This is a genomic window from Salmonella sp. 2020_1459, from assembly GCF_043847915.1.
In the GTDB taxonomy this organism is placed as follows: Bacteria; Pseudomonadota; Gammaproteobacteria; order Enterobacterales; family Enterobacteriaceae; genus Salmonella; species Salmonella enterica.
Window position 1 is genome coordinate 272,608 of sequence record NZ_JBCMFA010000003.1, and the last position, 25,886, is coordinate 298,493.

General features: G+C 53.8%; 18 protein-coding genes, 2 tRNA genes and 1 pseudogene. 11 read left to right on the forward strand and 10 right to left on the reverse strand.

What is annotated here, in order from left to right; all coding sequences use genetic code 11:
- The first annotated feature begins 46 nt into the window (after positions 1–46).
- From fucP to fucR, 5 genes are all read left to right on the forward strand, one after another.
- Positions 47–1,363, forward strand: coding sequence for an L-fucose:H+ symporter permease (gene fucP / locus ACH0VJ_RS09780; RefSeq protein ID WP_000528622.1), 1,317 nt, complete (start codon positions 47–49; stop codon positions 1,361–1,363).
- A 31-nt stretch (positions 1,364–1,394) separates the two neighbouring features.
- The gene (gene fucI / locus ACH0VJ_RS09785; RefSeq protein ID WP_000724121.1) at positions 1,395–3,170 is read left to right on the forward strand and encodes an L-fucose isomerase; all 1,776 of its coding nucleotides are present in this window, start codon (positions 1,395–1,397) and stop codon (positions 3,168–3,170) included.
- A 100-nt stretch (positions 3,171–3,270) separates the two neighbouring features.
- Entirely contained in the window at positions 3,271–4,689 is a 1,419-nt protein-coding gene (gene fucK / locus ACH0VJ_RS09790) for an L-fuculokinase (RefSeq protein WP_000806784.1), read from the forward strand.
- Between the two features lies 1 nt (position 4,690).
- On the forward strand, positions 4,691–5,113 hold the full coding sequence (gene fucU, locus ACH0VJ_RS09795; RefSeq protein ID WP_000920848.1) for an L-fucose mutarotase: 423 nt from the start codon (positions 4,691–4,693) through the stop codon (positions 5,111–5,113).
- A gap of 57 nt (positions 5,114–5,170) precedes the next feature.
- Positions 5,171–5,881: an L-fucose operon activator gene (fucR, locus tag ACH0VJ_RS09800; protein WP_000642330.1), complete on the forward strand. Its 711-nt coding sequence runs from the start codon at positions 5,171–5,173 to the stop codon at positions 5,879–5,881.
- Positions 5,882–5,939: 58 nt separating this feature from the next.
- Here fucR and rlmM read toward each other — a convergent pair whose 3' ends face one another.
- The 4 genes from rlmM to ACH0VJ_RS09820 form a co-directional block, all read right to left on the reverse strand.
- Complete coding sequence (gene rlmM, locus ACH0VJ_RS09805) at positions 5,940–7,040, reverse strand: 23S rRNA (cytidine(2498)-2'-O)-methyltransferase RlmM (RefSeq protein ID WP_001045499.1); 1,101 nt, start codon at positions 7,038–7,040, stop codon at positions 5,940–5,942.
- Positions 7,033–7,428, reverse strand: coding sequence for a DUF423 domain-containing protein (locus ACH0VJ_RS09810; protein ID WP_000203913.1), 396 nt, complete (start codon positions 7,426–7,428; stop codon positions 7,033–7,035). The genes rlmM and ACH0VJ_RS09810 overlap by 8 nt, the downstream gene beginning before the upstream one ends.
- Positions 7,429–7,446: 18 nt before the next feature.
- Entirely contained in the window at positions 7,447–8,364 is a 918-nt protein-coding gene (gene gcvA, locus ACH0VJ_RS09815) for a glycine cleavage system transcriptional regulator GcvA (protein WP_000044410.1), read from the reverse strand.
- A 346-nt stretch (positions 8,365–8,710) separates the two neighbouring features.
- Positions 8,711–8,938: a YgdI/YgdR family lipoprotein gene (locus ACH0VJ_RS09820; protein ID WP_000750393.1), complete on the reverse strand. Its 228-nt coding sequence runs from the start codon at positions 8,936–8,938 to the stop codon at positions 8,711–8,713.
- Positions 8,939–9,130: 192 nt separating this feature from the next.
- Between ACH0VJ_RS09820 and csdA the strand changes: the two genes are divergently transcribed.
- The 3 genes from csdA (at position 9,131) to rarD (ending at position 11,966) form a co-directional block, all read left to right on the forward strand.
- Positions 9,131–10,336 (forward strand): cysteine desulfurase CsdA, encoded by a 1,206-nt coding sequence (gene csdA / locus ACH0VJ_RS09825; protein ID WP_000991069.1) that lies wholly within the window; start codon positions 9,131–9,133, stop codon positions 10,334–10,336.
- Positions 10,336–10,779: a cysteine desulfurase sulfur acceptor subunit CsdE gene (gene csdE / locus ACH0VJ_RS09830; protein WP_000211082.1), complete on the forward strand. Its 444-nt coding sequence runs from the start codon at positions 10,336–10,338 to the stop codon at positions 10,777–10,779. The genes csdA and csdE overlap by 1 nt, the downstream gene beginning before the upstream one ends.
- Positions 10,780–11,078: 299 nt before the next feature.
- Positions 11,079–11,966, forward strand: coding sequence for an EamA family transporter RarD (gene rarD, locus ACH0VJ_RS09835; protein ID WP_014343890.1), 888 nt, complete (start codon positions 11,079–11,081; stop codon positions 11,964–11,966).
- A gap of 51 nt (positions 11,967–12,017) precedes the next feature.
- Here rarD and tcdA read toward each other — a convergent pair whose 3' ends face one another.
- A complete protein-coding gene (gene tcdA, locus ACH0VJ_RS09840; protein ID WP_079833543.1) occupies positions 12,018–12,824 on the reverse strand; it encodes a tRNA cyclic N6-threonylcarbamoyladenosine(37) synthase TcdA in 807 nt (268 codons plus the stop codon).
- Between the two features lie 109 nt (positions 12,825–12,933).
- Complete coding sequence (gene mltA, locus ACH0VJ_RS09845; RefSeq protein WP_000678621.1) at positions 12,934–14,031, reverse strand: murein transglycosylase A; 1,098 nt, start codon at positions 14,029–14,031, stop codon at positions 12,934–12,936.
- A 207-nt stretch (positions 14,032–14,238) separates the two neighbouring features.
- Here mltA and ACH0VJ_RS09850 point away from each other — a divergent pair.
- Both ACH0VJ_RS09850 and ACH0VJ_RS09855 read left to right on the forward strand, forming a co-directional pair.
- A tRNA-Met gene (locus ACH0VJ_RS09850) sits at positions 14,239–14,315 on the forward strand.
- Positions 14,316–14,344: 29 nt separating this feature from the next.
- Positions 14,345–14,421: transfer RNA gene (locus ACH0VJ_RS09855), tRNA-Met, on the forward strand.
- A gap of 109 nt (positions 14,422–14,530) precedes the next feature.
- On the opposite strand, the gene amiC is transcribed toward ACH0VJ_RS09855, so the two are convergent.
- Positions 14,531–15,784, reverse strand: a complete 1,254-nt coding sequence (gene amiC, locus ACH0VJ_RS09860) for an N-acetylmuramoyl-L-alanine amidase AmiC (protein ID WP_000011919.1) — start codon at positions 15,782–15,784, stop codon at positions 14,531–14,533.
- A gap of 232 nt (positions 15,785–16,016) precedes the next feature.
- On the opposite strand from amiC, the gene argA reads away from it, so the two are divergent.
- Entirely contained in the window at positions 16,017–17,348 is a 1,332-nt protein-coding gene (gene argA, locus ACH0VJ_RS09865) for an amino-acid N-acetyltransferase (RefSeq protein WP_000588964.1), read from the forward strand.
- A 102-nt stretch (positions 17,349–17,450) separates the two neighbouring features.
- Here argA and recD read toward each other — a convergent pair whose 3' ends face one another.
- From recD to ptrA, 3 genes and pseudogenes are all read right to left on the reverse strand, one after another.
- Positions 17,451–19,286 carry an exodeoxyribonuclease V subunit alpha gene (gene recD / locus ACH0VJ_RS09870; protein WP_000155147.1) on the reverse strand — a complete coding sequence of 612 codons (1,836 nt, stop codon included), beginning with the start codon at positions 19,284–19,286 and terminating at the stop codon, positions 17,451–17,453.
- Entirely contained in the window at positions 19,283–22,828 is a 3,546-nt protein-coding gene (recB, locus tag ACH0VJ_RS09875; RefSeq protein WP_001000530.1) for an exodeoxyribonuclease V subunit beta, read from the reverse strand. Before recB ends, recD begins: the two co-directional genes overlap by 4 nt.
- Positions 22,821–25,709: pseudogene (gene ptrA / locus ACH0VJ_RS09880) on the reverse strand (pitrilysin). Before ptrA ends, recB begins: the two are co-directional and overlap by 8 nt.
- Positions 25,710–25,886 lie beyond the last annotated feature (177 nt).

The following is a 25,886-nucleotide window of genomic DNA, read 5'->3' on the forward strand; positions in this document are numbered from 1 at the left end:
ACCAGAACCGACCGCACGCAAAAGCTTCTGAACCGATGAGGATGCTATGGGAAACACAACAATACAAACGCAGAGTTTTCGTGCTGTGGATGCAGAGCAAAGCAAGAGCAAGCGCTACATTATTCCATTCGCCTTACTTTGCTCGCTATTTTTTCTGTGGGCCGTCGCCAATAATCTGAATGACATTTTATTACCGCAGTTTCAACAAGCTTTTACGCTAACTAACTTTCAGGCCGGGCTTATTCAGTCAGCGTTTTATTTCGGTTATTTCGTCATTCCAATTCCCGCTGGGATTTTGATGAAAAAACTCAGTTATAAAGCAGGGATTATCACCGGACTTTTTTTGTATGCTGTTGGCGCCGCATTATTCTGGCCTGCCGCCGAGATAATGAATTACACATTGTTTTTAATTGGCCTGTTTATCATCGCCGCCGGTTTAGGCTGCCTTGAAACTGCAGCCAACCCTTTTGTTACGGTATTAGGTCCAGAAAGCGGCGGACATTTCCGGCTTAATCTGGCGCAAACTTTTAACTCCTTTGGCGCTATTATCGCCGTTGTGTTTGGGCAAAGCCTTATTTTGTCTAACGTGCCGCATCAATCGCAAGAAGCGCTTGATAAAATGACGCCGGATCAGCTTAGCGCCTATAAACACAGCCTGGTGTTATCGGTACAAACGCCATACATGATTATCGTCGCCATCGTATTAGTAGTTGCGCTGCTGATTATGCTGACCAAATTTCCGGCCCTGCAAAGTGACGATCATAGCGATGCTAAACAAAGCTCTTTCTTATCTTCTCTCTCCCGACTCATCCGTATCCGCCACTGGCGCTGGGCGGTGCTGGCGCAGTTCTGCTACGTGGGGGCGCAAACCGCCTGCTGGAGCTATCTGATCCGCTACGCCATTGAGGAGATCCCTGGAATGACGCCCGGTTTCGCCGCCAATTACCTGACCGGCACGATGGTGTGCTTCTTTATCGGCCGTTTCACCGGGACCTGGCTTATCAGCCGCTTCGCGCCGCATAAAGTGCTGGCCGCCTACGCCCTGTTTGCCATGCTCCTGTGTCTGATTTCCGCCTTTAGCGGCGGACATATCGGCCTGCTGGCGCTGACGTTGTGTAGCGCATTTATGTCAATCCAGTACCCGACCATCTTCTCGCTGGGTATCAAAAATCTGGGACAGGACACTAAGTACGGCTCGTCTTTTATCGTCATGACCATCATTGGCGGCGGTATTGTCACGCCAGTAATGGGCTTCGTTAGCGACGCCGCAGGCAAAATCCCGACCGCCGAACTGGTTCCGGCATTGTGCTTTGCCGTCATCTTCATTTTTGCCCGTTTCCGTTCACAAGCGGCGACAAACTGAACATTTATCCGAATAACGTGAGGAATCTGTCATGAAAAAAATCAGCTTACCGAAAATCGGTATCCGCCCGGTGATTGATGGACGTCGTATGGGCGTACGCGAGTCGCTCGAAGAACAAACCATGAACATGGCGAAAGCGACGGCGGCGCTCATCACCGAGAAAATCCGCCACGCCTGCGGGGCACAGGTGGAGTGCGTCATTGCGGATACCTGTATTGCCGGAATGGCGGAATCCGCCGCCTGTGAAGAAAAATTCAGTAGCCAGAACGTGGGCGTGACCATTACCGTTACGCCGTGCTGGTGCTATGGCAGCGAAACCATTGATATGGACCCGATGCGTCCGAAAGCCATCTGGGGCTTTAACGGCACAGAGCGTCCTGGGGCGGTTTACCTTGCCGCGGCGCTGGCGGCGCACAGCCAGAAAGGCATTCCAGCGTTCTCCATTTATGGCCATGACGTGCAGGATGCCGACGATACCTCCATTCCCGCCGACGTCGAAGAAAAACTGCTGCGTTTTGCGCGGGCAGGGTTAGCGGTAGCCAGTATGAAAGGCAAAAGCTACCTCTCCGTCGGCGGCGTGTCGATGGGGATCGCGGGTTCCATTGTCGATCATAACTTCTTTGAATCCTGGCTGGGCATGAAGGTGCAAGCGGTAGATATGACCGAACTGCGCCGCCGTATCGATCAAAAAATTTATGATGAGGCCGAACTGGCGATGGCGCTGGCGTGGGCGGATAAAAACTTCCGCTACGGCGAAGATCAGAACGCCTCGCAGTATAAGCGCAATGAAGCCCAGAACCGCGCGGTGTTAAAAGAGAGCCTGCTGATGGCGATGTGTATTCGCGACATGATGCAGGGCAACAAGACGCTGGCAGACAAAGGGTTAGTTGAAGAATCGCTGGGCTACAACGCCATTGCCGCCGGCTTCCAGGGCCAGCGCCACTGGACCGATCAATACCCGAACGGCGATACCGCCGAAGCGCTGCTCAATAGCTCTTTTGACTGGAATGGCGTACGCGAACCGTTTGTCGTCGCCACCGAAAATGACAGTCTGAACGGCGTAGCGATGCTGTTCGGCCATCAACTCACTGGTACCGCGCAGATATTCGCCGACGTGCGAACCTACTGGTCGCCGGAAGCCGTAGAACGCGTCACCGGCCAGGCGCTCAGCGGCCTGGCGGAACACGGCATTATTCACCTGATTAATTCCGGTTCTGCCGCTCTGGACGGTGCCTGTAAACAGCGCGACAGCGAAGGCAAGCCGACCATGAAACCACACTGGGAAATCAGCCAACAAGAGGCGGATGCGTGTCTGGCGGCCACCGAATGGTGCCCGGCGATTCACGAATACTTCCGCGGCGGCGGCTACTCATCCCGTTTCCTGACCGAAGGCGGCGTGCCATTCACCATGACCCGCGTGAATATCATTAAAGGCCTGGGACCAGTACTGCAAATCGCCGAGGGCTGGAGCGTCGAACTGCCGAAAGCGATGCACGATCAGCTTGATGCCCGCACCAACTCTACCTGGCCTACTACTTGGTTTGCGCCGCGTCTTACCGGCAAAGGCCCGTTTACCGATGTCTATTCGGTGATGGCGAACTGGGGCGCTAACCACGGCGTACTCACCATCGGCCATGTAGGGGCAGACTTTATTACTCTCGCCGCGATGCTGCGTATCCCGGTATGTATGCACAACGTGGAGGAGGCGAAGATCTACCGTCCTTCCGCCTGGGCGGCTCACGGTATGGATATCGAAGGCCAGGATTATCGCGCCTGCCAGAATTATGGCCCGCTGTATAAACGTTAATGCGGCTTAGCCCGGTGGCGCAGGCTTACCGGGCCTACGGGCTCGTGAACCGTAGGCCGGATAAGCGTAGCGCCATCGGGCGGCGTTTATGGAGTTATCTATGAAACAAGACGTTATCCTGGTTCTCGACTGCGGTGCGACAAACGTTCGGGCGATCGCCGTTGATCGCCAGGGGAAAATTGTCGCCCGCGCCTCAACCGCTAACGCCAGCGACATTGCCGCAGAAAATAGCGCCTGGCATCAGTGGTCGCTGGACGCCATCCTGCAACGTTTCGCCGACTGCTGCAGGTCACTCTCCAGCGCCCTGTCGGAGTGTGTTGTTCGCGGTATTACGGTGACTACGTTCGGCGTCGATGGCGCGCTGGTCGATGCGCAGGGTAAGCTGCTCTACCCGGTCATCAGTTGGAAATGCCCGCGAACCGCCGCCGTGATGGAAACGATTGAGCGCTTTATCTCGCCCCGGCAATTGCAGACGCTCTCCGGCGTCGGCGCGTTCAGTTTTAACACGCTGTATAAACTGGTCTGGCTTAAAGAGAATCATCCGCGCCTGCTGGAACAAGCTCACTGCTGGCTGTTTATCTCGTCGCTGATTAACCACCGTCTGACCGGCGAGTTTACGACCGATATCACTATGGCAGGCACCAGCCAGCTACTGGATATCCATCAGCGCGACTTTAGTCCGGAAATCCTGCAGGCGACGGGCCTGGCGCGCCGCCTGTTTCCGCGTATCGTGGAAGCAGGCGCCCAGATAGGCACGCTACAGACAGACGCGGCCAGGCTACTCGGTCTCCCGGCGGGTGTGCCGGTGATCTCTGCCGGACACGATACTCAGTTCGCGTTATTCGGCGCTGGCGCGCAGCAAGGTGAACCGGTGCTCTCCTCCGGAACATGGGAGATTCTGATGGTACGCAGCGGTCAGGTGGATACCTCGCTGCTCAGTCAGTATCCGGGCTCGACCTGTGAACTGGACAGTCAGTCGGGGCTTTATAACCCCGGAATGCAGTGGCTGGCCTCCGGTGTACTCGAATGGGTACGAAAACTGCTGTGGACGCCGGAAACACCATGGCAAACGCTGATCGACGAAGCGCGCGCTATTCCCGCTGGCGCGGAAGGCGTACGGATGCAGTGCGATCTGCTCGCCTGCCAAAATGCAGGCTGGCAGGGCGTGACGCTCAATACCACCCGCGGCCATTTCTATCGCGCCGCGCTGGAAGGCCTGACGGCGCAACTTCAGCGTAATCTGCGCACGCTGGAGAAAATCGGTCATTTTAACGCCACAGAACTGTTACTGGTTGGCGGCGGCAGTCGCAACGCTTTATGGAATCAAATTAAAGCGAATCAGCTTGCTCTCCCTATCAAAGTGCTGGACGACGCGGAAACCACCGTGGCCGGCGCTGCCATGTTTGGCTGGTACGGCGTAGGCGAATTTAGTAGCCCGGAGCAGGCGCGCGCGCAGGTCAATTATCAGTATCGCTATTTCTGGCCGCAAACCGAACCTGAAATTATTGAGGGAGTATGAAATGCTAAAAACCATTTCACCGTTAATTTCCCCGACACTGCTCAAAGTGCTGGCCGAGATGGGCCACGGGGACGAAATCATTTTTTCCGACGCTCACTTTCCCGCGCATAGCCTGGGCCCGCAGGTGATTCGCGCCGATGGTCTTAGCGTCAGCGATCTACTGCGGGCAATCATTCCGCTCTTTGAGCTGGATAGCTACGCCCCGCCGCTGGTGATGATGGCCGCCGTGGAAGGCGACACGCTCGACCCCAGCGTTGAAGCGCGTTATCGCGATGCCTTGTCATTAGAAGCGCCGTGCCCGGATATCGTCCGTATCGACCGCTATGCGTTTTATGAGCGGGCGCAAAAAGCGTTTGCGATCGTTATCACAGGAGAGTGCGCGAAGTACGGAAATATTCTTTTAAAAAAAGGGGTAACGCCGTAATCTCTTGCCGGTGCGCCCGCATGACGCGGGCGTTCATCGAATGATGGGGTGAGAAAAATGAAAGCGGCACGCCAACAAGCGATAGTCGATCTGCTGATCAATCATAAAAGTCTGACCACCGAAGCGCTGGCCACCCGGCTTAACGTCAGTAAAGAGACCATCCGCCGCGATCTCAGTGAACTACAGACGCAGGGAAAAGTGCTGCGTAATCACGGACGAGCTAAATATATTCATCGTGAAAATCAGGACAGCGGCGATCCATTCCATATCCGCCTGAAAAGCCATTATGCGCATAAAGCCGATATTGCCCGTGAAGCGTTAGCGTGGATAGAAGAAGGAATGACGATTGCGTTGGATGCCAGTTCAACCTGCTGGTATCTGGCCCGCCAGTTGCCGGATATTCCCATTCAGGTTTTTACCAATAGCCATCCTATCTGTCAGGAGCTGGGAAAACGCGAACGCATTGCGCTGATAAGTTCCGGCGGCCAGCTTGAACGTAAATATGGCTGTTACGTTAATCCGTCGCTTATCTCACAGCTAAAATCGCTTGATATCGATCTGTTCATCTTTTCCTGTGAGGGGATCGACGGCGGCGGCGATCTGTGGGACTCCAATGCGATCAACGCCGATTTTAAATCTATCCTGCTCAGGCGCGCCTCGCAGTCTTTATTATTGATTGATAAAAGTAAATTTAATCGTTCAGGAGAGGCGCGCATCGGCCATCTGGATGACGTGACGCATATTGTTTCAGATGCGCCGCAGTCATAGGCCGGATAAGCGTGCGCCATCCGGCGCTGATGACGCGCCGGATGACGGCAGCGCGTTTTTATCGCTCGTCGCGACGCCCGCCAACAGCCGCCCACAACCGACGCACGTGTACCGTCACTTCTTCGCGATCGTGATAAAGCTGACGCGCCTGGATCTGCGCATTAACGCCATGCTCATCCAACTGCGCCTGAAGATACGCCAGGTTATGCGACACCTCTTCATAGCGTTTTTTCATCGGCAGTTTAAGGTTAAAAATCGTCTCCCGACACCAGCCGTTCACCAGCCACTGCGCCATTAACGCGGTGACTTTGGCCGGCTTCTCCACCATATCGCAGACCATCCATGAAATATTATTCCGGTTCGGACGGTACCTGAAGCCATCCTCACGCAACCAGGTCACCTGCCCGGTGTCCATCAGGCTTTGCGCCATCGGGCCGTTATCTACGGAGTAGACCCACATATTGCGCTTCACTAACTGGTACGTCCATCCGCCGGGACAGGCACCCAAATCCACCGCATACATGCCGTTCGCCAGACGTTCATCCCACTCATCTTCCGGGATGAAAACGTGGAGCGCCTCTTCCAGTTTCAGCGTTGAGCGGCTCGGCGCATCAGACGGAAACTTCAAACGCGGGATGCCCATATAAAACGGTGAATTGTTATGCGCGAACGAATAACCGGTATAGCAGCATCCTGGCGCGATAAAAAAGACATGAACGACCGGACGCTTCGGCGTTTCATAATTCGTCAATACGCCCGCATCACGCAAAGCCGCGCGCAGCGGCACCGTAAATTTGCGGCAGAACTTCATCAGTTCTTTACTTTCATTGGTGTCGGCGACTTCAACTCGCAGCTCGCCGCCCTTTTCCACTACGCCCTGCAACATGCCGACAACCGGCGTAATTCTGTCTTCCGGCGGTAAATGTTGCAGCAGTTCACCCACCACAAACCACTGGCGGGCGAAAATCAGCGAACTGAACGGCAGTTCTGAAATCAGCTTTTCGCCATCTTCCGGCTGGTAGCATTCATAAATGACATAGCCTGCGTTCTCTTTTACGCGTGCAAAACCAAATATTTCCCGTTTTCCCGCTTTATCGGTAATTTCTGCAGCGCACTCTTTTTCAAACCCCGGACGGCAGAGCAATACAACTTTATTCATGGCTCGCGCCCTTACGTTTCATACGAATGGCGCCAATCAGCAATAGCGCCCAGCCCACCAGGAAACTGACGCCGCCGACAGGCGTGATATACGCCCACAGGCGCAGATGCGAAAGCGCAAGGCAGTACAGACTGCCGCTAAACAGCACCGTGCCCAGCGCCAGAAAAACGCTGCTCCAGTAAAACCAGATGCTGATACGGCGCTGCATCGCCACCGCCAGGCCAAAGATCGCCAGCGTATGGAACGCCTGATATTGCAGGCCGGTCTGAATCCAGCCCATTTCAACCACGCCCAGGGTTTTACTCAAAACATGCGCCCCGAACGCGCCCAGAGCAACGTAAATAAAACCGCTGATAGCGGCGACAATCAGCATAAAACGGCTGGTCATGGTCATACCCTAAGTTAATTATTGTTCGTAACGAAAACGGAATTTTTCTTGCTCCGTCGCCGCCTTCGCCAAAATCCACTGACGGAAGGCGGCTATTTTACCCAGTTCTGCCTGGCTGTCATGACAAACCAGATAAAAAGCATTCTTACTCACCAGAACATCGTTAAATGGACACACCAGTCGCCCGGCTTCAATTTCCGACTGCGACATAACATTATTCGCCAGCGCGATCCCCTGTCCGTGAATAGCGGCCTGTAGCACCATCGCGCTGTGGCTAAATATCGGCCCTTGCTGAACGTTAATATGGTTGAGCCCTAACTGACGAGTATAGGCCTGCCAGTCACGCCGGGAGGCGTCGTGCAATAGCGTGTGTTTCGCCAGATCTTCCGGCGTTTTTAACGGTTTTTCGCCTGTGAGTAATAAAGGAGAACAGACGGGCAGTAAATATTCTGCGTATAATTTTTCGACGCGCAAGCCCGGCCAGTTTCCCCGGCCATAAAAAATCGCGACATCGACATCGTCTGCCAGTTTATCTTCCTGACGGTCAACGGCTTGTATCCGAACGTCAATTCCCGGATAAGCTGAGTTAAAGCTGGAGAGCCTGGGCACCAGCCACTGGATGGCAAAACTGGGCGGTAAACTCACCGTCAGCGCCCCTTTGGCACTGCGCGCCTGGAGCTTACGCGTTGCTTCCGTGAGCTGGGAAAATATCTCTTTAATGTCGAGAAAATAGCTTTGGCCTTCTTCCGTCAGCAGCAGCGAACGATTGCGGCGGCGGAACAGTTTTAGCCCCAAAAAATCCTCAAGTGACTTAATTTGGTGGCTTACTGCGGCCTGCGTCACAAAAAGTTCTTCCGCTGCTCGCGTAAAGCTCAAATGGCGCGCGGCAGCATCAAAAACGCGTAACGCATTTAAAGGAGGTAATCGTTTTGACATGGCCTCTGGACTTAATGTCGAATGAATTTAACAAATAGGTAACAACATGTAACCTATTAGTTTTTTTAATCTGAGACATTATAAATTGTCCGTTGAGGTTCTACCAGCAAATACCTATAGTGGCGGCACTTCCTGAGCCGGAACGAAAAGTTTTATCGGAATGCGTGTTCTGATGGGCTTTTGGCTTACGGTTGTGATGTTGTGTTGTTGTGTTTGCAATTGGTCTGCGATTCAGACCACGGTAGCGAGACTACCCTTTTTCACTTCCTGTACATTTACCCTGTCTGTCCATAGTGATTAATGTAGCACCGCCATATTGCGGTGCTTTTTTTTGTATAACAAACGGTTAGTTTTCCAGAGCCACCATCTCTTTCACGTCAGTACGATTGATCTGCTGTTTGTTGCCATTAGCGTCTTTATACGAAATCATACCGGTATCGTTATCGGTCTGGGGTTTACCGTCGGTCACAATGCTACGTCCATCATTGGTGTGCATAACGTAATTAGGACCGGAACAGGCGCTCAGGGCAAAAGTCAGCATACATGCAGAGATAATTGCGGCAGTCTTTTTCATCTTCTTCTCCTTAAAGCTGTTTGTGCTATTTAAAGCGGACTCCGTAACAGGCTTAAACATTCGCCTAACATTATTCAGCATAACCTCCTTTACATAATTCGCCAGGATATACAGACGATTCCGATGGTTAGGACAAACCTTGTATCAGCCGCGCTTTTACGCCACGATCGGTAAACTGAACCGAGGAATATCATGAACGCTTTTAATCCCACGCAGTTTCGCGCGCAGTTTCCCGCGCTAGCCGATGCGGGTGTTTATCTCGATAGCGCCGCCACGGCATTAAAGCCACAGGCAGTCATTGACGCCACGCACCAGTTTTATTATTTGAGCGCCGGTAACGTTCATCGTAGCCAGTTTGCGCAGGCGCAGCGCCTGACGGCGCAATATGAAGCGGCCAGAGCAAAAGCAGCGCGACTGTTAAACGCGCCCGATGAAAAAAGTATCGTCTGGACACGCGGCACCACCGAAGCGATCAACATGGTGGCGCAGTGTTACGCCCGTCCTCGTCTGCGCCCCGGCGATGAAATTATCGTTAGCGTCGCCGAGCATCACGCCAACCTTGTGCCCTGGCTGATGGTGGCGCAACAAACCGGCGCGCAGGTCATAAAACTGCCGCTTAATGACCGGCGTCTTCCTGATGTTGAGCGTCTGCCGGAACTGATCACGTCGCGCAGCCGGATTCTGGCGCTGGGGCAAATGTCGAACGTAACGGGCGGCTGCCCGGATCTCGCAAGCGCTATCAGCACCGCTCACGCAGCGGGAATGGTCGTGATGGTAGATGGCGCGCAAGGCGCGGTACACTTCCCGGCGGATGTCCAGCAGCTTGATATCGATTTTTATGCTTTTTCCGCTCACAAACTGTATGGCCCGACCGGTATCGGCGTGCTGTACGGTAAGCCGGAGCTTCTTGAGGCGATGTCGCCCTGGCTCGGCGGCGGCAAGATGATCCGTGACGTTAGCTTTGAAGGCTTCACCACTCAAAGCGCTCCCTGGAAACTGGAAGCGGGGACGCCGAACGTCGCCGGGGTCATCGGCCTGAGCGCTGCGCTGGAATGGCTGTCCGATATCGATATTGAACAGGCCGAAAACTGGAGCCGGGGGCTGGCGACGCTGGCGGAAGACGCACTGGCGAAACGTCCGGGCTTTCGTTCGTTCCGCTGCCAGGACGCCAGCCTGCTGGCCTTTGATTTTGTCGGCGTGCACCACGGCGATATGGTGACGCTGCTGGCGGAATACGGTATTGCGCTCCGGGCCGGGCAACATTGCGCCCAGCCATTGCTGGCGGAACTTGGCGTCACAGGGACTCTGCGCGCCTCTTTTGCGCCGTATAATACCCAACATGATGTGGATGCGTTGGTTAACGCCGTTGACCGCGCGCTGGAACTGCTGGTGGATTAATGACAACCCCTCTTTATACCGGACACCCGTTCGGCACAACGGTAACGGAAGAGACGTTACGCGCTATCTTTCTCCCGCTGACCCAGTGGGAGGATAAATATCGTCAGTTGATTCTGTTAGGAAAACAGCTCCCCGCTCTGCCGGATGAATGCAAAGCGCAGGCGAAGGAGATAGCCGGCTGCGAGAACCGCGTCTGGCTGGGCTTTACCCGATCAGATAACGGAACGATGCACTTTTTCGGCGACAGTGAGGGGCGGATTGTCCGCGGCCTGCTGGCGGTATTGCTCACCGCGGTGGAAGGAAAAAACGCCGCCGAGTTGCAGGCTCGTTCACCGCTGGCGCTGTTTGATGAGCTGGGTTTACGCGCCCAGCTTAGCGCCTCACGCAGTCAGGGGCTGAACGCGCTGAGCGAAGCGATTGTTGCCGCAACGCATAAGCGTTGAAATAGCGTAAATATTCTGTCGCCTGACAGCGCCGTCCGCGGCGGTCAGGCGATGCAGATAAAATAATCCAGTCACTTTATTAGTTTCGGCGTCAGATTTCCCTGATAAACATTCTTTTGATTTTTATCAGCTATCACAATGAAATTACAATGTTAGAATCCATGTTAAAACGGCGTGAAGATTTTAGAGTAAATAAAGCCACTCGATGTAGCGTAGCAGGAGAACTGGAAAATTCATACGTATCGGGTGAAGTTATAACAGGATATGGATAAGTGGAAAAATATCTGCGTAGCGGTACCATGTTTGTGGTACTGGCATTTATATTATGGGGGTTAACACCTTTATATTATCAATATTTATCAGGGGGAAATCTCGCACAAATATTGATATACCGGGTGTTCTGGTCAATTCCATTATTACTGGCAGTAAGATTGTTATTTCGGCAGCGAACGCGATTTCATGATGCCTGGAAAGATAAAAAATCTTTTTTCTTCTGCATGATCGCCGGACTTTTGATGATTGTCTCATGGTCATCTTTTATTTATGCGCTAACCCATCATCTGGTGCTTGATGCCAGCCTCGGCTATTTTATCAACCCGCTATTTGTTATTGCGCTGGGATGCATTTTTCTTAAAGAAAAACTGTCGTTGTTTCAGGCCATCGCCGTTTTTTCTGGTGTCTGTGGCCTGACTTTTCAAATTATCATGTTACGGCATTTCCCGGCGCTGGCGCTAACCATGGGATTATCATTTGCGCTATATGGCCTGGCGCGAAAGTTTATACATTATGATGTGATGACATCGATAACGATTGAAACATTATGGGCATTGCCTGTCTCACTATTAATTTTTCTCTTTAGCGATACCGGACCAATTATATCCGCTAATACTCCTTTCTTTTTGTATGTCATGACGGCGCCAGTGACGATCATTCCACTGGTATTATTTGCCATCGCGTTAAATCACACCTCGTTGATTGTCACCGGACTGGCGCAATATATAGAGCCGTCTTTACAGTTCTTACTTGCCATTATGATATTTGGCGAACACATTAATTACGCGGAACTGCTCTGCTTTTGTGCGGTATGGTTCGGGTTGTTTCTATGCATATCTGAAAATTTATATTCCCATTATCTCCGCGCCCGTCTGAAACCGGTGTTCGGCAGGGTACAGCGCTTCTTTCGCTAACGAAGGGCGCAGGGCCGGATACGCGTCTGCGTGACACTCCGCCCCGTCCTTTTATTCTTGTCGCGCCGCTTTAGCCATGATCTTCTTCAGCGCATGGGAAACGGCGACAAAACCGAACGTTGCCGTCACCATCGTCGCCGCGCCGAAGCCAGAGGCGCAATCCATCCGTTTTGGCCCTTCTGCGGTAGCTTTCATCGCCCATACGGAACCGTCCGCCTGTGGGTAAACCAGCGCTTCGGTGGAAAAAACGCAGTCCACGCCCAGCTTACCTTTACTGTTCTTCACTACGCCAAAATTATGTTTCAATCTCTCGCGCAGTTTTGCCGCCAGCGGATCCTGGATGGTTTTCGCCAAATCAGCGACCTGGATTTGCGTCGGATCGATCTGCCCGCCCGCGCCGCCAGTGGTCACTAAAGGAACCTTATATCGGCGACAGTACGCAATCAGCGCGGCTTTTGGACGAACGCTGTCAATGGCGTCAATGACATAGGTAAAACCCGCGTTCATATAACCCGCCACATTATCCGGCGTGATGAAATCATCGATAACCGTTACCCGGCACTCCGGGTTAATTTGCCGAATCCGTTCGGCCATCACTTCCGCTTTCGCCAACCCGACGTTATCACGCAACGCATGGATCTGACGGTTCGTATTGGTCACGCAGACATCGTCCATATCAATCAGCGTAATCGCGCCGATGCCCGTACGCGCCAGCGCCTCTGCCGCCCATGATCCCACCCCGCCGATTCCCACGACGCAGATATGCGCCTCAGCAAACCGCTGCAGCGCTTTTTCACCGTACAGACGCGCGGTGCCGCCAAAGCGTTGGCGCCAGGCATCACTTATCACCACTGACATATGACCTCAGAATAAAAAAAGGTGAGGTTATTCCTCACCCCTGCTCACTATTTTCAGGCCCAATAGCGATCGCGTTATCGGGCAATCCGGTTGTCGCAGAATACCACAATCAGCCGCTAAACACGTTACCGGCGCCCGGCGCGCTTTTTAACACCCAGACGCGACCATAGTGATTATACCATCCGGCACGATGCCCGGCATCCGGGCCAATTCCCTGGTAAATATCAAAGTGCTGGCCTTTAATCGCTCCGCCGACATCCAGCGCGACCATCAAACGTAGCTCATACTGACCGCTAAATTTACCGTTGTTATCCAGCAACGGTACTTCCGCCAACAAGGTCGTGCCAGGCGGAATGATGCTGCGGTCGGAGGCGACGGATGCTCGCCCAATCAGCGGTACGGCGCTGGCGCCTTTGACCGGCGCAAAAGATTGCGGCTTAAAGAAGACGAACGACGGGTTCTGCTCCAGTAATTCACGCACTTCCGCTTCGCTATGCTTCTCTCCCCATTCGCGTATAGCCTGCATCGACATATCTTCTTTTTTCACTTCACCGCGATCGATAAGCACTTTACCAATACTGCGATAAGGCCAGCCGTTTTTACCGGCATAACTAAAGAAGTTCAGCGGACTACCATCACCGAAATCAATATAACCGCTGCCCTGGACATCCATAATAAAGTTATCCATCAGCGAATTACTCCAGGCCAGGATGTATTTATCGCTCAGCGCGCCTGCGTAGATCTGGGCGCGGGACGGTAAGCGTCCGCGTTTTGGCGGCATACTATAGATAGGGTACTGGAACGCGCCCTGGCGCGTATGGCGAGCCTGAACGACGGGCGTATAGTAGCCCGTGAACTGGACGTTACCGTAGTTGTCGGTGCCTTCCATCTGCCAGGCATCAATACCAAACTGGCGCATAGTGCGCGTATCGCCTCCGGAACGTAACCAGTTCTGGACAGCGTTATAGACGTTGCTTTGATTGGTGTATAAACGCGGCGACGCGGAACGGATCTGGTCGACCTGCTCGGCAAAGTCACCAGCATTAATCGGCGCGCCCACCGCGTCCGGCTGGTTTACCAGGGAGAAGGGCTGGGTAAATTTCCCGTCCTTATATTGCTGACCGCGATCGGTCGGTTTTGATGAACAGGCAGCCAGCATTGCCAGCATTACGCCTGTCGCCACATATTTTGCCCAACGTCCTTTCATGGTGTCTCGTCTTCTGCGTAATCGAAAGTGCCCGGTGAAGATAACAAACCGTCCGGAGTAATGAAATGCGATCGCGATCTCATTATGTAAATTCGTTTAAAAATCGCGCTATCTGCGGTGTATTTGCGCAATTCATGAGAAATTAGCGATTTATATGAAAAAAGGGTTGCAACAAAAGCTCAGCGGAGTATAGTGCGCATCCACGGACGCGGGGTGGAGCAGCCTGGTAGCTCGTCGGGCTCATAACCCGAAGGTCGTCGGTTCAAATCCGGCCCCCGCAACCAATTACAATGAGAATGCAAGTTTAGACGGACGCGGGGTGGAGCAGCCTGGTAGCTCGTCGGGCTCATAACCCGAAGGTCGTCGGTTCAAATCCGGCCCCCGCAACCAACTTAATGAACACCCTTACGGGTGTTTTTTTGTATCTGTCGTCTGGTCCGCAACGACAGTGCGGGCAGCATCCTACTTACCCGCGCAATAAACTCGCCGTCATCTCAGGTTAACTTCTTCTCGCCAGCGTCGCCCCATCGGCAAAATACGCTTTAATGCCCGCCAGAATCGACTCTGCGACCTGTTGCTGGAACGTCGCGGTCTTGAGCTTGCGTTCTTCTTCAATGTTACTGATAAACGCCGTCTCGACCAGAATAGACGGAATATCGGGCGCCTTTAACACCGCAAACCCCGCCTGCTCGACCTTGTTTTTATGCAGGTCATTAATTTTACCAAGCTGCTTCAACACCGCTTTACCGAATTTCAAACTATCGGCAATGGTCAGCGATTGCACCATATCGAACATCGTATGGTCGACATAACGGTCACCGCTTTTGCTCACGCCGCCAATTAAGTCCGAGGCGTTCTGCGTTTGCGCCAGATATTTCGCCGCGGTACTGGTGGCGCCTTTGGTCGATAGTGCGAATACGGATGAACCGCTAGGCTGCCGGCTGGTGAAGGCATCCGCATGAATAGAGACAAACAGGTCGGCGCGCTGTTTCTGCGCTTTCGCCACCCGGACTTTTAACGGAATGAAGATGTCTTCATTGCGCGTCATATAGACCTTCATGTTGCCTTCTTTTTCGATCAACGCGCGCAGGCGGCGGGCTATCTGGAGCACCACGTCTTTTTCACGCGTTTTGTATTTGCCTATCGCGCCGGGGTCTTCGCCGCCGTGTCCCGGATCAAGCATAATAACAATGGGGCGGTCGCGCCCCGCTTTACCGGGCTGCGGCCCGCTTTGCGAAGGCGGCACCTGCTTATCCAGATCGCCTTTATTGTAGTCTTCCAGCAGCGCCAGCAGCGGATCCTGCATATCCTGCGCATTGGCAGGATAAAGATCCATCACCAGACGTTCTTTAAAGCCTGCCACAGGCGCCAGCGCAAATAGCTGCGGCTTCACGTTTTGTTTTAGCTCAAAGACCATACGCACAGTCTTAGGATCAAACTGCCCTACCCTTGCGGATTTGATATACGGATCGTCGCTGCGAATCTGCGCGCCAATGCCTTTAAGCACCGAGTTCAGATTCACATCCTCAATATCTACTACCACGCGGTCCGGGTTACTTAAGGCAAATTGTTTATATTTCAGCAGACGATTCGACTCTACCGTGACGCGGGTATAGCTGGACGCAGGCCAGATACGCACCGCAACGACCTGGCTTACGGCAGCCAGCCCGACCTGGCTCACGCTTAATAGCCACATGGCGCCCGCGCCTTGTAGTAAACGGCGACGGCTGATTGCTGAATTGGCTCCCGACATGCTTCTCCCGAGCAAAAACTAAATAGAGATCATACAAAGTTCATCCAAATTGACCGGAAACTTTAGCGAATGACGCATAATCTGTCATCTATAAAAGGGTAAACATTCTTTTTATATTCACGGCATTACTAAGAAAAGCGATCGGACCGCATAAAATTTACGCTTGCACAGAGGGCAAAAACAGAATAAAAATACACCAATTTCGAATAATAATTCACTAGTGGGGCGCGCAATGATAAAGGAACGTAAAACCGAACTGGTAGAAGGGTTTCGCCATTCAGTTCCCTATATCAACACCCATCGCGGAAAAACCTTTGTCATTATGCTCGGCGGAGAAGCCATTGAGCATGACAATTTTTCCAGCATCGTTAGCGATATCGGGCTACTGCATAGCCTCGGTATTCGCCTTGTCGTGGTGTATGGCGCGCGACCGCAAATCGACGCCAATCTGGCCGCGCATCATCATGAACCGATTTACCACAAAAACACGCGGGTGACGGACGCCAAAGCACTGGAGCTGGTGAAACAGGCCGCCGGTTTACTCCAGCTTGATATTACCGCCCGTCTGTCGATGAGTCTGAACAATACGCCGTTGCAGGGCGCGCACATTAATGTCGTCAGCGGCAATTTCACCATTGCGCAGCCGCTGGGCGTTGATGATGGCGTGGACTACTGTCATAGCGGCCGTATCCGGCGCATTGATGAAGATGCGATCAACCGCCAGCTGGATAACGGCGCGATCGTTCTGATGGGGCCGGTCGCCGTCTCAGTGACCGGCGAAAGTTTTAATCTGACCTCAGAAGAGATTGCCACTCAACTCGCCGTTAAACTGAAAGCGGAAAAAATGATCGGTTTCTGTTCTTCTCAGGGCGTTACCAATAGCGAGGGCGGCATCATTTCTGAACTCTTCCCGAATGAAGCACAGGCGCGGGTGGAAGAGTTGGAAGCGCAGGGCGACTACAACTCCGGAACCGTACGTTTTTTGCGCGGCGCGGTAAAAGCCTGTCGTAGCGGCGTTCGTCGTTGCCATCTGATCAGCTATCAGGAAGATGGCTCGCTATTACAGGAACTGTTCTCGCGTGACGGTATCGGTACGCAGATCGTCATGGAGAGCGCCGAGCAGATCCGCCGCGCCACCATCAACGATATTGGCGGTATTCTGGAGCTTATCCGCCCACTGGAACAGCAGGGCATTCTGGTACGCCGTTCCCGTGAACAACTGGAGATGGAGATCGATAAATTTACCATTATTCAGCGCGATAATATGACTATCGCCTGCGCGGCGCTGTATCCTTTTGTGGAAGAGAAAATAGGCGAAATGGCCTGCGTAGCGGTACATCCGGATTACCGCAGCTCATCGCGTGGAGAAGTGCTTCTGGAGCGGGTTGCCGCCCAGGCGCGGCAAATGGGGCTGCGTAAATTGTTTGTGCTGACGACGCGCAGTATTCACTGGTTTCAGGAGCGCGGTTTTACGCCTGTCGATATTGAGTTACTGCCTGAGAGCAAGAAAAAAATGTATAACTATCAGCGACGTTCAAAGGTGCTGATGGCGGATTTAGGATAACAAGGTGGGCCTGATGGCGCTGCGCTTATCAGGCCTACGCTCGAAAGCATCATTTGGAGGCCGGATAAGACGCTACGCGTCGCCATCCGGCGAGAACTCGTCTTATCCGGTACGACTGACTTCATCAAATAAGGTGGCTAACCCGCTGCGCCGTTCCGTACGCGTCACAATCGCGCCTGCCAGGATCCGTTCATCGGCATACAGCGATAACCGCCGCCGCGCCCGCGTAACAGCGGTATACACCAGCTCCCGCGTCACGACCGGCGAACGCTGGCTGGGTAAAATCAGCGCGGCGTGATCAAATTCAGACCCCTGTGATTTATGTACCGTCATCGCCCAGGTTGTATCATGTTCCGGCAGACGGCTGGGCTGAACGGACTTGATCGTGCCGTCCGGCATCACAAACCAGACGCGTAACCCCTGCCCGCGATCGAGCGCAATACCAATATCGCCGTTAAATAACCCCAGCGCGCTATCGTTGCGCGCAATCATTACCGGACGCCCTTCATACCAGCGAGAGTGCGGATGCCGCTGAATTTTTCGTTGCTGCACCATCGCCTGCTCAATGCGGTCATTCAGTCCCCTCACGCCAAATGGGCCTTCGCGCAGCGCACAAAGCAGTTGATACTCATTGAAAGCCTGAAGGATTGCCTCCGGCGCCGCTTTTTCATGCAGCAACCGCAGGTAGCGACCATAGCCCGCCAGCGCTTCATCCAGCATCCTGGCATAATCGTCGCTGCTTTGCAATGTACGCTTCTCTATATCGCTAAACCCCTGCTGAAAAACAGCCTGGATTGCCGACCTGTCGCCGCAGTTAATCGCCGCCGCCAGCTTGCCGATGCCAGAATCGCTGCCGAAACGGTAGCTCTTTTGCAATAAACAGAGGCTATCGCGTAAAGACGCGGCTTGCATTCCGGCCCCCGCCGGAATGGCGCTCCCTGTGAGTCGACTTAGCTGTCGGGCGCGTTCCGCCGTAAACCCTGCGTTGACATAGGCGCAAATATCGCCCAACACAGCGCCCGCCTCAACGGATGCCAACTGATCGCGATCGCCAAGAAAAATGACCCGCCCGTGCGGCGGCAGAGCGTCAATCAAACGTGACATCATCGGCAAATCAATCATTGATGCTTCATCGACCACCAGCACGTCCAGATGCAGCGGGTTGCCCGCATGATGGCGTAATCGCTGGCTGCCGGGCTGTGCGCCCAGCAGTCGGTGCAGCGTACTGGCGTCCTCCGGTATACGCTTTTTCTGCGCATCGGTAAGAGGAAGCTGACGCAACGCCGCGCCGAGCGACTCCGTCAGGCGTGCGGCCGCTTTCCCGGTCGGCGCCGCCAGCCGGATACGGCAACGTTCGCCATCCGCCATTTGAATTAATGCCGCCAGCAGCTTCGCGACGGTGGTGGTTTTACCGGTACCGGGACCGCCTGAAATCACGGAGATACGGCGAGTTAGCGCTACGGCGGCGGCCACCTTTTGCCAGTTCACCTCCTCTGTCGGAGGGAATAGCGCGTCCAGAATACGGGATAACTGATCTTCATCTACGGCGATGGCCTGGTTAACCTCGTTAAAAAAGCGCGCAACCGTACGTTCGTTGCACCACATGCGATTCAGGTAGAGACGATCGCCGCACAGAATTAACGGCGCGGGGCTATCGCCGCAGCTAACCGCCGCAGACGCCAGTAACCGCTTTTTCCAGTCGATTGGCGTAGGCGTTTCGCTTATCCAGGCGACCAGTAAGGGATGCGCCTCCTCCGTTAACGTTAAACGCGACAACGGCAGACACACGTGACCTTCACCTGCGTCATGACTAAGCAGCGCTGCCGCCAGCGTCACGGCGGGATCGTCGTTACCGGCGACGGTTAAAGCAAACTGGGCATCAATGGGCCGTAAGAGTTTTTGTTCAACGGCCTCCAGCAACCGCTCCTGGATTGTCATTGCGCCTCCTCACTCATTTCACCTGCAAACATATCATCCAGTTGGTTAATTAACGCCGCCGCAGGACGAGTGGTAAAAATACCCTGCTGCGGACGTTCGCTATCCACCCCGCGTAAAAAGAGATAGATGACGCCGCCGAAATGGCGTTCATAGTCGTAATTCGCCATGCGATGACGAAGGTAACGGTGCAATGCCAGCGTATAAAGCTGGTACTGCAAATCATAGCGATGCGCCTGCATCGCCGCAGCCATCGCCGTCTGGGTATAAGCGGCGCTATCCTCGCCCAGCCAGTTAGATTTATAGTCGAGCAGGTAATAGCGCCCCTCATAACGAAAAACCAGGTCGATAAAGCCCTTTAACATGCCGCGAACCTGCATGAAATCCAGCGCAGGGCAACCTGCTGAAAGCGGGTCGTATCGACGAATCAACGCATCCAGCTCTCCGGCGGTAAGCGGCTGGGCAATCGGCAGATAAAACTCCATTTCGACCTGTTTTTCACGCTCGGTCAGCACGCTCAGACTAACGCCCGTCTCGTTAAGGGGAACGTGCAACACGGTGTCCAGCCAGCGGGTAAGTACGGGCTCCCATCGCGTCTCAAAACCACTCAGCTCCAGTTTTTCCTGTACCCATTGGGGGTTTATCGGTTGAGTAAAATCAAGCTCTTCAAACAGGTTGTGCAAAAATGTTCCCGGCGATGCCCCGCGAGGAAAGTGATGCGGCGTCATTGCCGGCGCTTCCGCCGCTTCGCCAACGCCTGCGGCGTCAATGTCGAGACGAGGAATAAGATCTTGCGCCACGCTATGTCCCCGCTGCTGCAAACCGGAATAACTGGTGACGCGCCAGCTATCATAAAGCAGGCGTTGCAGCGTTCTGGCACTGAGTTCCGCGTGCGAGGCAGCGGCAATTTGCCAGCGGTCGTTATCCGTATTGCCTGGCGTTCGACACACGATATCCTCGTCGCATAGCGCCTCAATACAGGCGCGAAGGCCTGCGGCATCCATCGGTTCGCCTTTTTGCAGGAGTCGCCCAAGCGCGCTTTGGTGCACATCCGTCTCGCCTTTCTTATCGCTGCGACGCCGTACCAGCGGCGCGACGCCGAGGCTGCAATGCCACACTGCACGGGTCAGCGCGACATAAAGTAGGCGCAGGTCTTCCGCCAGGCGTTCGGCTTCCGCCAGTGCTATGCTCTCTTCGGCGTGACTAAGGTCCAGCACCGCCTCGTAGGAGTGCCTGTCGTGATAAAAAGCCTGGTCCTGCACGCGGAAATGGGTGATAAAAGGTAACCAGACCAGCGGGTATTCCAGACCTTTCGATTTATGAATGGTGACGATTTGCACCAGATGCTTATCGCTTTCCAGACGTAGTTGCTGGCTGGAAGCATTGCTATCGGGTTCAAGGATATGTTGCGCCAGCCAACGCACCAGCGCATGTTCGCTTTCCAGCTGCGAACCGGCTTCCTGTAACAGTTCGCTAATATGCAGAATATCCGTCAGCCGACGTTCACCTCCCGCCGTCGCCAGCAGGTTTTCAGCAATATTGCGCGCCGACATTAGCGCGCGCAGCATAGGCATCACGCCGCGTTTATGCCAAATCTGTCGGTAGCCATCAAACTCTTCGACAACCGCATCCCACGCATTTTCATCATTGTTAAGCGTTTCGATATCCAGCGCGGTAAGGCCCATCATTGATGTCGCCAGAGCGCTACGCAGCGTATTCTCACGTTCGGGCGCCATCACCGCCTGCAACACCCACAGCATTTCCTGCGCTTCGAGCGTTTCGAATACGCTGTCGCGGTTTGAAAGATAGACGGAAGGGATCGCCAGTAAGGTCAGCGCATCCCGTATCAGCGCGGCTTCCCGCCTGCTGCGCACCAACACGCTGATATCCGAGGCGCGAACGGGCCGCGACGAATCGCCGTTCGTCAGCAGCGCGTCGCCCGTTTGCCCGGCGCGCAGCCAGTCGCGAATTTGCGTGGCGCACACCTGCGCCATATAACTTTGATAATCGCCCGAACCGCAGCTTTCCCCCTCCATTAGCCACAGGGTCATCGCCGGTTGAGGCGCGTCATTCACTTTAAATTGCAGCGACTGGTTTCTGGGCGCAAACTTTACCGGACTGAAGGGAATATCGCGGAACATAAAGGCGTCATTCATCTGACTGAACAGCTTGTTAACGCTATTCACCATCCCCGGCGCGGAGCGCCAGTTAGTGTCAAGGGTATAGTGCGCGCTCACTTCGCTGCGAGCCTTCATGTAGGTAAAGATATCCGCGCCACGAAACGCATAAATCGCCTGTTTAGGATCGCCAATCAGCAATAGCGCCGTATCGGGTTGATGTCGCCAGATACGGCGAAAAATACGGTACTGTTGTGGGTCGGTATCCTGAAATTCATCGATCATCGCCACCGGAAAACGGGTACGAATCGCCGCAGCCAGCGCCTCGCCGCTTTCACTACGCAGCGCGGTATCTAAACGGCTGAGCATATCGTCAAACCCCAGCTCGCCGCGCCGGCGTTTTTCCTGAGCCACCGTTTCACGGATCTCTGATAGCGCTCGGGTAAGAACCAGATCTTTAATCGATAGCGGTTCGCCCAACAGGTTATCAATGGCGACAAACAATGGGTGCTGGGGCGTCACGCCGCCAGCTTTGGTGCGCTCAGCTAAAAAACGCTGTGAAAATTTTCCCAACGCCTCGGGTAATTGATAGTTTTTCGTCTCTTCTTGCGCCCACGCGGTGATCTTTTCGATCCATTTCGCCTGATTGCCGCGGTTGAATTTTCTGCGATCGATGCCGGATGATTCGATCAGCGCGTCCAGCTCGCTAACCGCCTCACACCACTGCTGCTTCACCTGGTTGATGCGCGCCAGGATCTGTTCATGGCGCGATGCCAGCGTCTCCTCCTGCGATGGCGGCGCTTTAATGACCGGCGCTTCGCCCTGCAGATAACGATCGATATCCTTTAAGAGCGCCTTCGGTCCCTTCCACACGTCAAACACCACCTGCGCGATGTCGCGCGGCAGCGGATAGCAATGACGCCGCCAGAAATCGGCGCAGGCCTGATAACGCAACAAAGATTCGTCTTCAATAAGCTGTTGCTCAAACAACATACCGGATTCGAAAGCGTTCAGGCTGAGCATACGCTGGCAAAAACCGTGGATGGTAAAAACCGCGGCCTCGTCCATTTGTCGTTCCGCCAGTAATAACCACTGTGCGGCCTGCTTTTTGTCGCTAATTTCTTCCAGCAAGCGGGCATAAAGCGGATTATCCGTGCTTTCCCGCAGACAGGCGATGCGCAACTCATGGATATTACTGCGGATTCGCCCACGCAGCTCTTCAGTGGCGGCCTCCGTAAAGGTTACCACCAGCAGTTCTTCAACGGTCAACGGACGGGGAAATGCGGCGCTGCCGCCTAAACCGAGCAGTAGCCGCAGATACAGCGCCGCGATAGTAAACGTTTTGCCTGTGCCCGCTGATGCTTCAATCAAACGCTCGCCTGTCAGGGGCAAGCGCAGAGGATCAAGAGTCTCGGCGACATCATTCATTCTTTTCGCTCATTAGAGGTAACGTTTGCTGCAAAGCGCTGACGTTATCCCACACTTTCCAGCCTGTCGGATGCACGTATTCTGCTTTTCCATTCTGGCTACCGGCAATCTGTGACAATATTGCCATACCTTGTGGTTCCACCACCGCCTGGTGGAAGAAATCGGCAAGCTTTTGTGGCGTCAGCAATTTTATCTGAGCGATGATTTTATCACGCGAGTCAAAGCGCATATTACCCCGATCGAAATCCTTGCTTAAACGGGATGCTTCTTCGCCCAACGTTTGCGGCGCCTGGCGCATTTGCGTAATGATCGCCTGCTGAATTTGGGCGAACTCTTCCGGCTTCATCGCCCTCAGCTTCGCCTCGGCGTCAGGGAAAAATGCCTGATAGCGTTGCCACAGGTAAGAGGGCTGTTTATCGTTGCTCTGTAGCAGGAACCCCATTCCCCACTGACGGCCAACGCTCATCGGAAAGGCGAAAACGGCGTATCCCAGTTGCTCTTCGGTTCGTAGCTGATTGTAAAACCACGGTTGAACAATCTGACCTAACATCGCGCTGTAGGCAGCGCTGACGTACTCGTCGTAGCCGACCGGAACAAAGACCGCGGCTAACGCGGAGTCGGTGCTACTGCCCGCTTTTTCAAATATTACGGACTGCTTTTTCTCAACCACCACGTCTTTGTTGCGACACCACGCCGATCCGTTCGCCGCGAGCTGTTTTTGAACATCTTGCGCCAGAGAGGTCGCCTGGGCTTCGCTCATATTCCCTATAACCAGAAATTCCGGACGAGCGCCCGTTTTTAACGCATTACGATAGGCCATTACCTCTTTCAACGTAATGGACGGCAGCAAAGCGCGACGTTCATCACGGGAAAAATAAGGCACCTGCGAAATCATCTGCACCGGCATAATCGCCTGCTCGTAGGCTTTTCCCTTCTCCGCAGAATCCATCATCTGCGTATACCAGGATTTCGCCTGCGCCAGCTGTTCCTCCGTGGCGTCGTAGCTAAAATATCCTTCCAGCAACGCCAGGAAAAGCTGCGGCAAACGCTGGGTATAACCGTTCGCAGTGACCATCAGACCATTGTTGGCGTTAGTAGAAAAGCTAATGCCGCCCACTGCCGCCTGGTTGCTGAGCTGATCGAGCGCCATTCCCGCCAGATAATCATTAAGGGCGAACAGTACCTGATTGCGGGCGCTGTCCATCGCCTGCGGGTTACGCAATACCACGCTCACGTCAGCTTTTGGCTCGCTGGCGAAATAACGACTCGGCGCATAAACCACGCGCAAATCCGCTTTATCGACAATCAGTTCTGGCCGCACGTAGTTTTTGTCATTCTTAACAAGCGTAAAATCATCAGGAATATAGGGGTTTAACTCCGGCAGCGACAACGCAATGCCCTGTGCTTTTTGCTGCCAGTTTTTAAACGTCTGTTCGCTAATCTTATCGACCTGATAAGGCGCATCCACAAAATACGCCGTCTTATTATGGGGTTCCTGGGGACTGATGTACCAGATGCGCGCATTCTGCGGCGTCATCATCGCCAGGCGATTTTTGATAGCGGCAGGATCGTAACGATCGGCGATATTCGCCGCATCCAGCGTATGCGCTACCGGGACGCGGATCATAGTGTCCGCCAGCCATTCGACATAGTCCATATCGCGGGTAATCTACGGATAGCGGAAGTCGAGATCCAGCACATGCGCCAGCTCGTCAAAGTAACGTTTATCTATCCCTTTTTCACGTAACGTATTGAGATAGCTAAAGATAGCTGCGACGACTTCATCACGATTGGCCAAACCTTTATCGGTCAGCGTTGCCGAAATGGCAAATACGCCGCTGTTACCATTAACAATCGGATCGGAATCCGCGCTAATACCTTCGACCAGTCCTTGTTTTTGCAGCCAGTCAGAGAGCGTCCCCGGGCTACGATTGCCAATCAGATAAGAGACCAGTTCATCGGTCTTGCTACGGAACTGCGCGCTATTGTTATCAATACGAAACTCCACGCGCAGCACTTTACGCGGTAGCGCCGGCACGTAATGAATAATGATGCCCTTCTGCGCCTCGGTGATGACAGGTACGGTAATTTCCGGTTTTTTAATCTGTTTATTCGGCACGCGGCCATAGGTTGCGGCGGCAATACGCGCCAGCTCCGGCAAGGGTTTATTACTGTAAATCACCGCCTTCATCAGATTAGATGAATAGTATTTTTCATGAAAAGCGCTCAACGCCTGTTGCACCGGATTGCCCGGCTTATCGCTTAGCGTTTCCAGATTGCCGCCAGAAAAGTGCGAGCCTGGATGCGCCGGGTTAATGGTTTCGGCGCTTACCTGCGCCATACGCATACCGTCGCGGGTGCGCGCCATCGTCAGCTCGGCATTCACCGCGTTTCGTTCGCGTTCGGCATACTTTTTATCGAGCAATGGCGCGGCAATGGCGTCGGCCAGGCGATCTACGGCGCCTGGTAGCGCGTCGTTTTCAACCTCCAGGTAGAAGGCTGTTCGATAAGGCGCGGTGCTGGCGTTGTGGCTACCGCCATGTCTTTTAAGGTATTCGGCAAGGCTATCCGCCTGCGGATATTTTTTTGACCCCATCAGGCACATATGCTCAAGATAATGAGCAAGCCCCTGATGAGCCTCAGGATCTTCAAGCGATCCAACGGGTACCACTAACGCTGAAAGCGACTTTACAGCCTGCGGATCGGATACCAGCAACACCACCATGTCATTATCAAGACGTATCGCCTGATACTGCCGGGTATCTTTATCGCTTTTACGGATAGTTTCTTGCAGCGGTTGCCAACCGATATCCGCCTGAACTGCAGGCCCCCAGAGGGCGACCAATAACAATAACGCTTTGAACCAGGTGCTGCGGGGCATTCACGGACCTCATCATTAACTTTCATTCCCACTCATCTGTATGGTCACGTAAACCATCGACCTGAGCGGAACGGGATATTATTGTGCTGAACCAGGCAGCATCTTTTTATCAGTAATCAGTCCGTGACGAAGAGCGCATCATAGTCGAAGCCTTTTAATTGCGCGATTTTCATACAA

Excerpts from the sequence above, each read along its gene's own strand:
- rarD (WP_014343890.1), top strand. The coding sequence starts at position 11,079 with ATGTTTGTGGTACTGGCATTTATATTATGGGGGTTAACACCTTTATAT.
- argA (WP_000588964.1), top strand. The coding sequence starts at position 16,017 with ATGATAAAGGAACGTAAAACCGAACTGGTAGAAGGGTTTCGCCATTCA.
- gcvA (WP_000044410.1), bottom strand. The coding sequence starts at position 8,364 with ATGTCAAAACGATTACCTCCTTTAAATGCGTTACGCGTTTTTGATGCT.
- mltA (WP_000678621.1), bottom strand. The coding sequence starts at position 14,031 with ATGAAAGGACGTTGGGCAAAATATGTGGCGACAGGCGTAATGCTGGCA.
- fucI (WP_000724121.1), top strand. The coding sequence starts at position 1,395 with ATGAAAAAAATCAGCTTACCGAAAATCGGTATCCGCCCGGTGATTGAT.
- tcdA (WP_079833543.1), bottom strand. The coding sequence starts at position 12,824 with ATGTCAGTGGTGATAAGTGATGCCTGGCGCCAACGCTTTGGCGGCACC.
- rlmM (WP_001045499.1), bottom strand. The coding sequence starts at position 7,040 with ATGAATAAAGTTGTATTGCTCTGCCGTCCGGGGTTTGAAAAAGAGTGC.
- recD (WP_000155147.1), bottom strand. The coding sequence starts at position 19,286 with ATGACAATCCAGGAGCGGTTGCTGGAGGCCGTTGAACAAAAACTCTTA.
- ACH0VJ_RS09820 (WP_000750393.1), bottom strand. The coding sequence starts at position 8,938 with ATGAAAAAGACTGCCGCAATTATCTCTGCATGTATGCTGACTTTTGCC.
- fucP (WP_000528622.1), top strand. The coding sequence starts at position 47 with ATGGGAAACACAACAATACAAACGCAGAGTTTTCGTGCTGTGGATGCA.
- fucR (WP_000642330.1), top strand. The coding sequence starts at position 5,171 with ATGAAAGCGGCACGCCAACAAGCGATAGTCGATCTGCTGATCAATCAT.
- fucU (WP_000920848.1), top strand. The coding sequence starts at position 4,691 with ATGCTAAAAACCATTTCACCGTTAATTTCCCCGACACTGCTCAAAGTG.
- ACH0VJ_RS09810 (WP_000203913.1), bottom strand. The coding sequence starts at position 7,428 with ATGACCAGCCGTTTTATGCTGATTGTCGCCGCTATCAGCGGTTTTATT.
- recB (WP_001000530.1), bottom strand. The coding sequence starts at position 22,828 with ATGAATGATGTCGCCGAGACTCTTGATCCTCTGCGCTTGCCCCTGACA.
- csdE (WP_000211082.1), top strand. The coding sequence starts at position 10,336 with ATGACAACCCCTCTTTATACCGGACACCCGTTCGGCACAACGGTAACG.
- csdA (WP_000991069.1), top strand. The coding sequence starts at position 9,131 with ATGAACGCTTTTAATCCCACGCAGTTTCGCGCGCAGTTTCCCGCGCTA.
- fucK (WP_000806784.1), top strand. The coding sequence starts at position 3,271 with ATGAAACAAGACGTTATCCTGGTTCTCGACTGCGGTGCGACAAACGTT.
- amiC (WP_000011919.1), bottom strand. The coding sequence starts at position 15,784 with ATGTCGGGAGCCAATTCAGCAATCAGCCGTCGCCGTTTACTACAAGGC.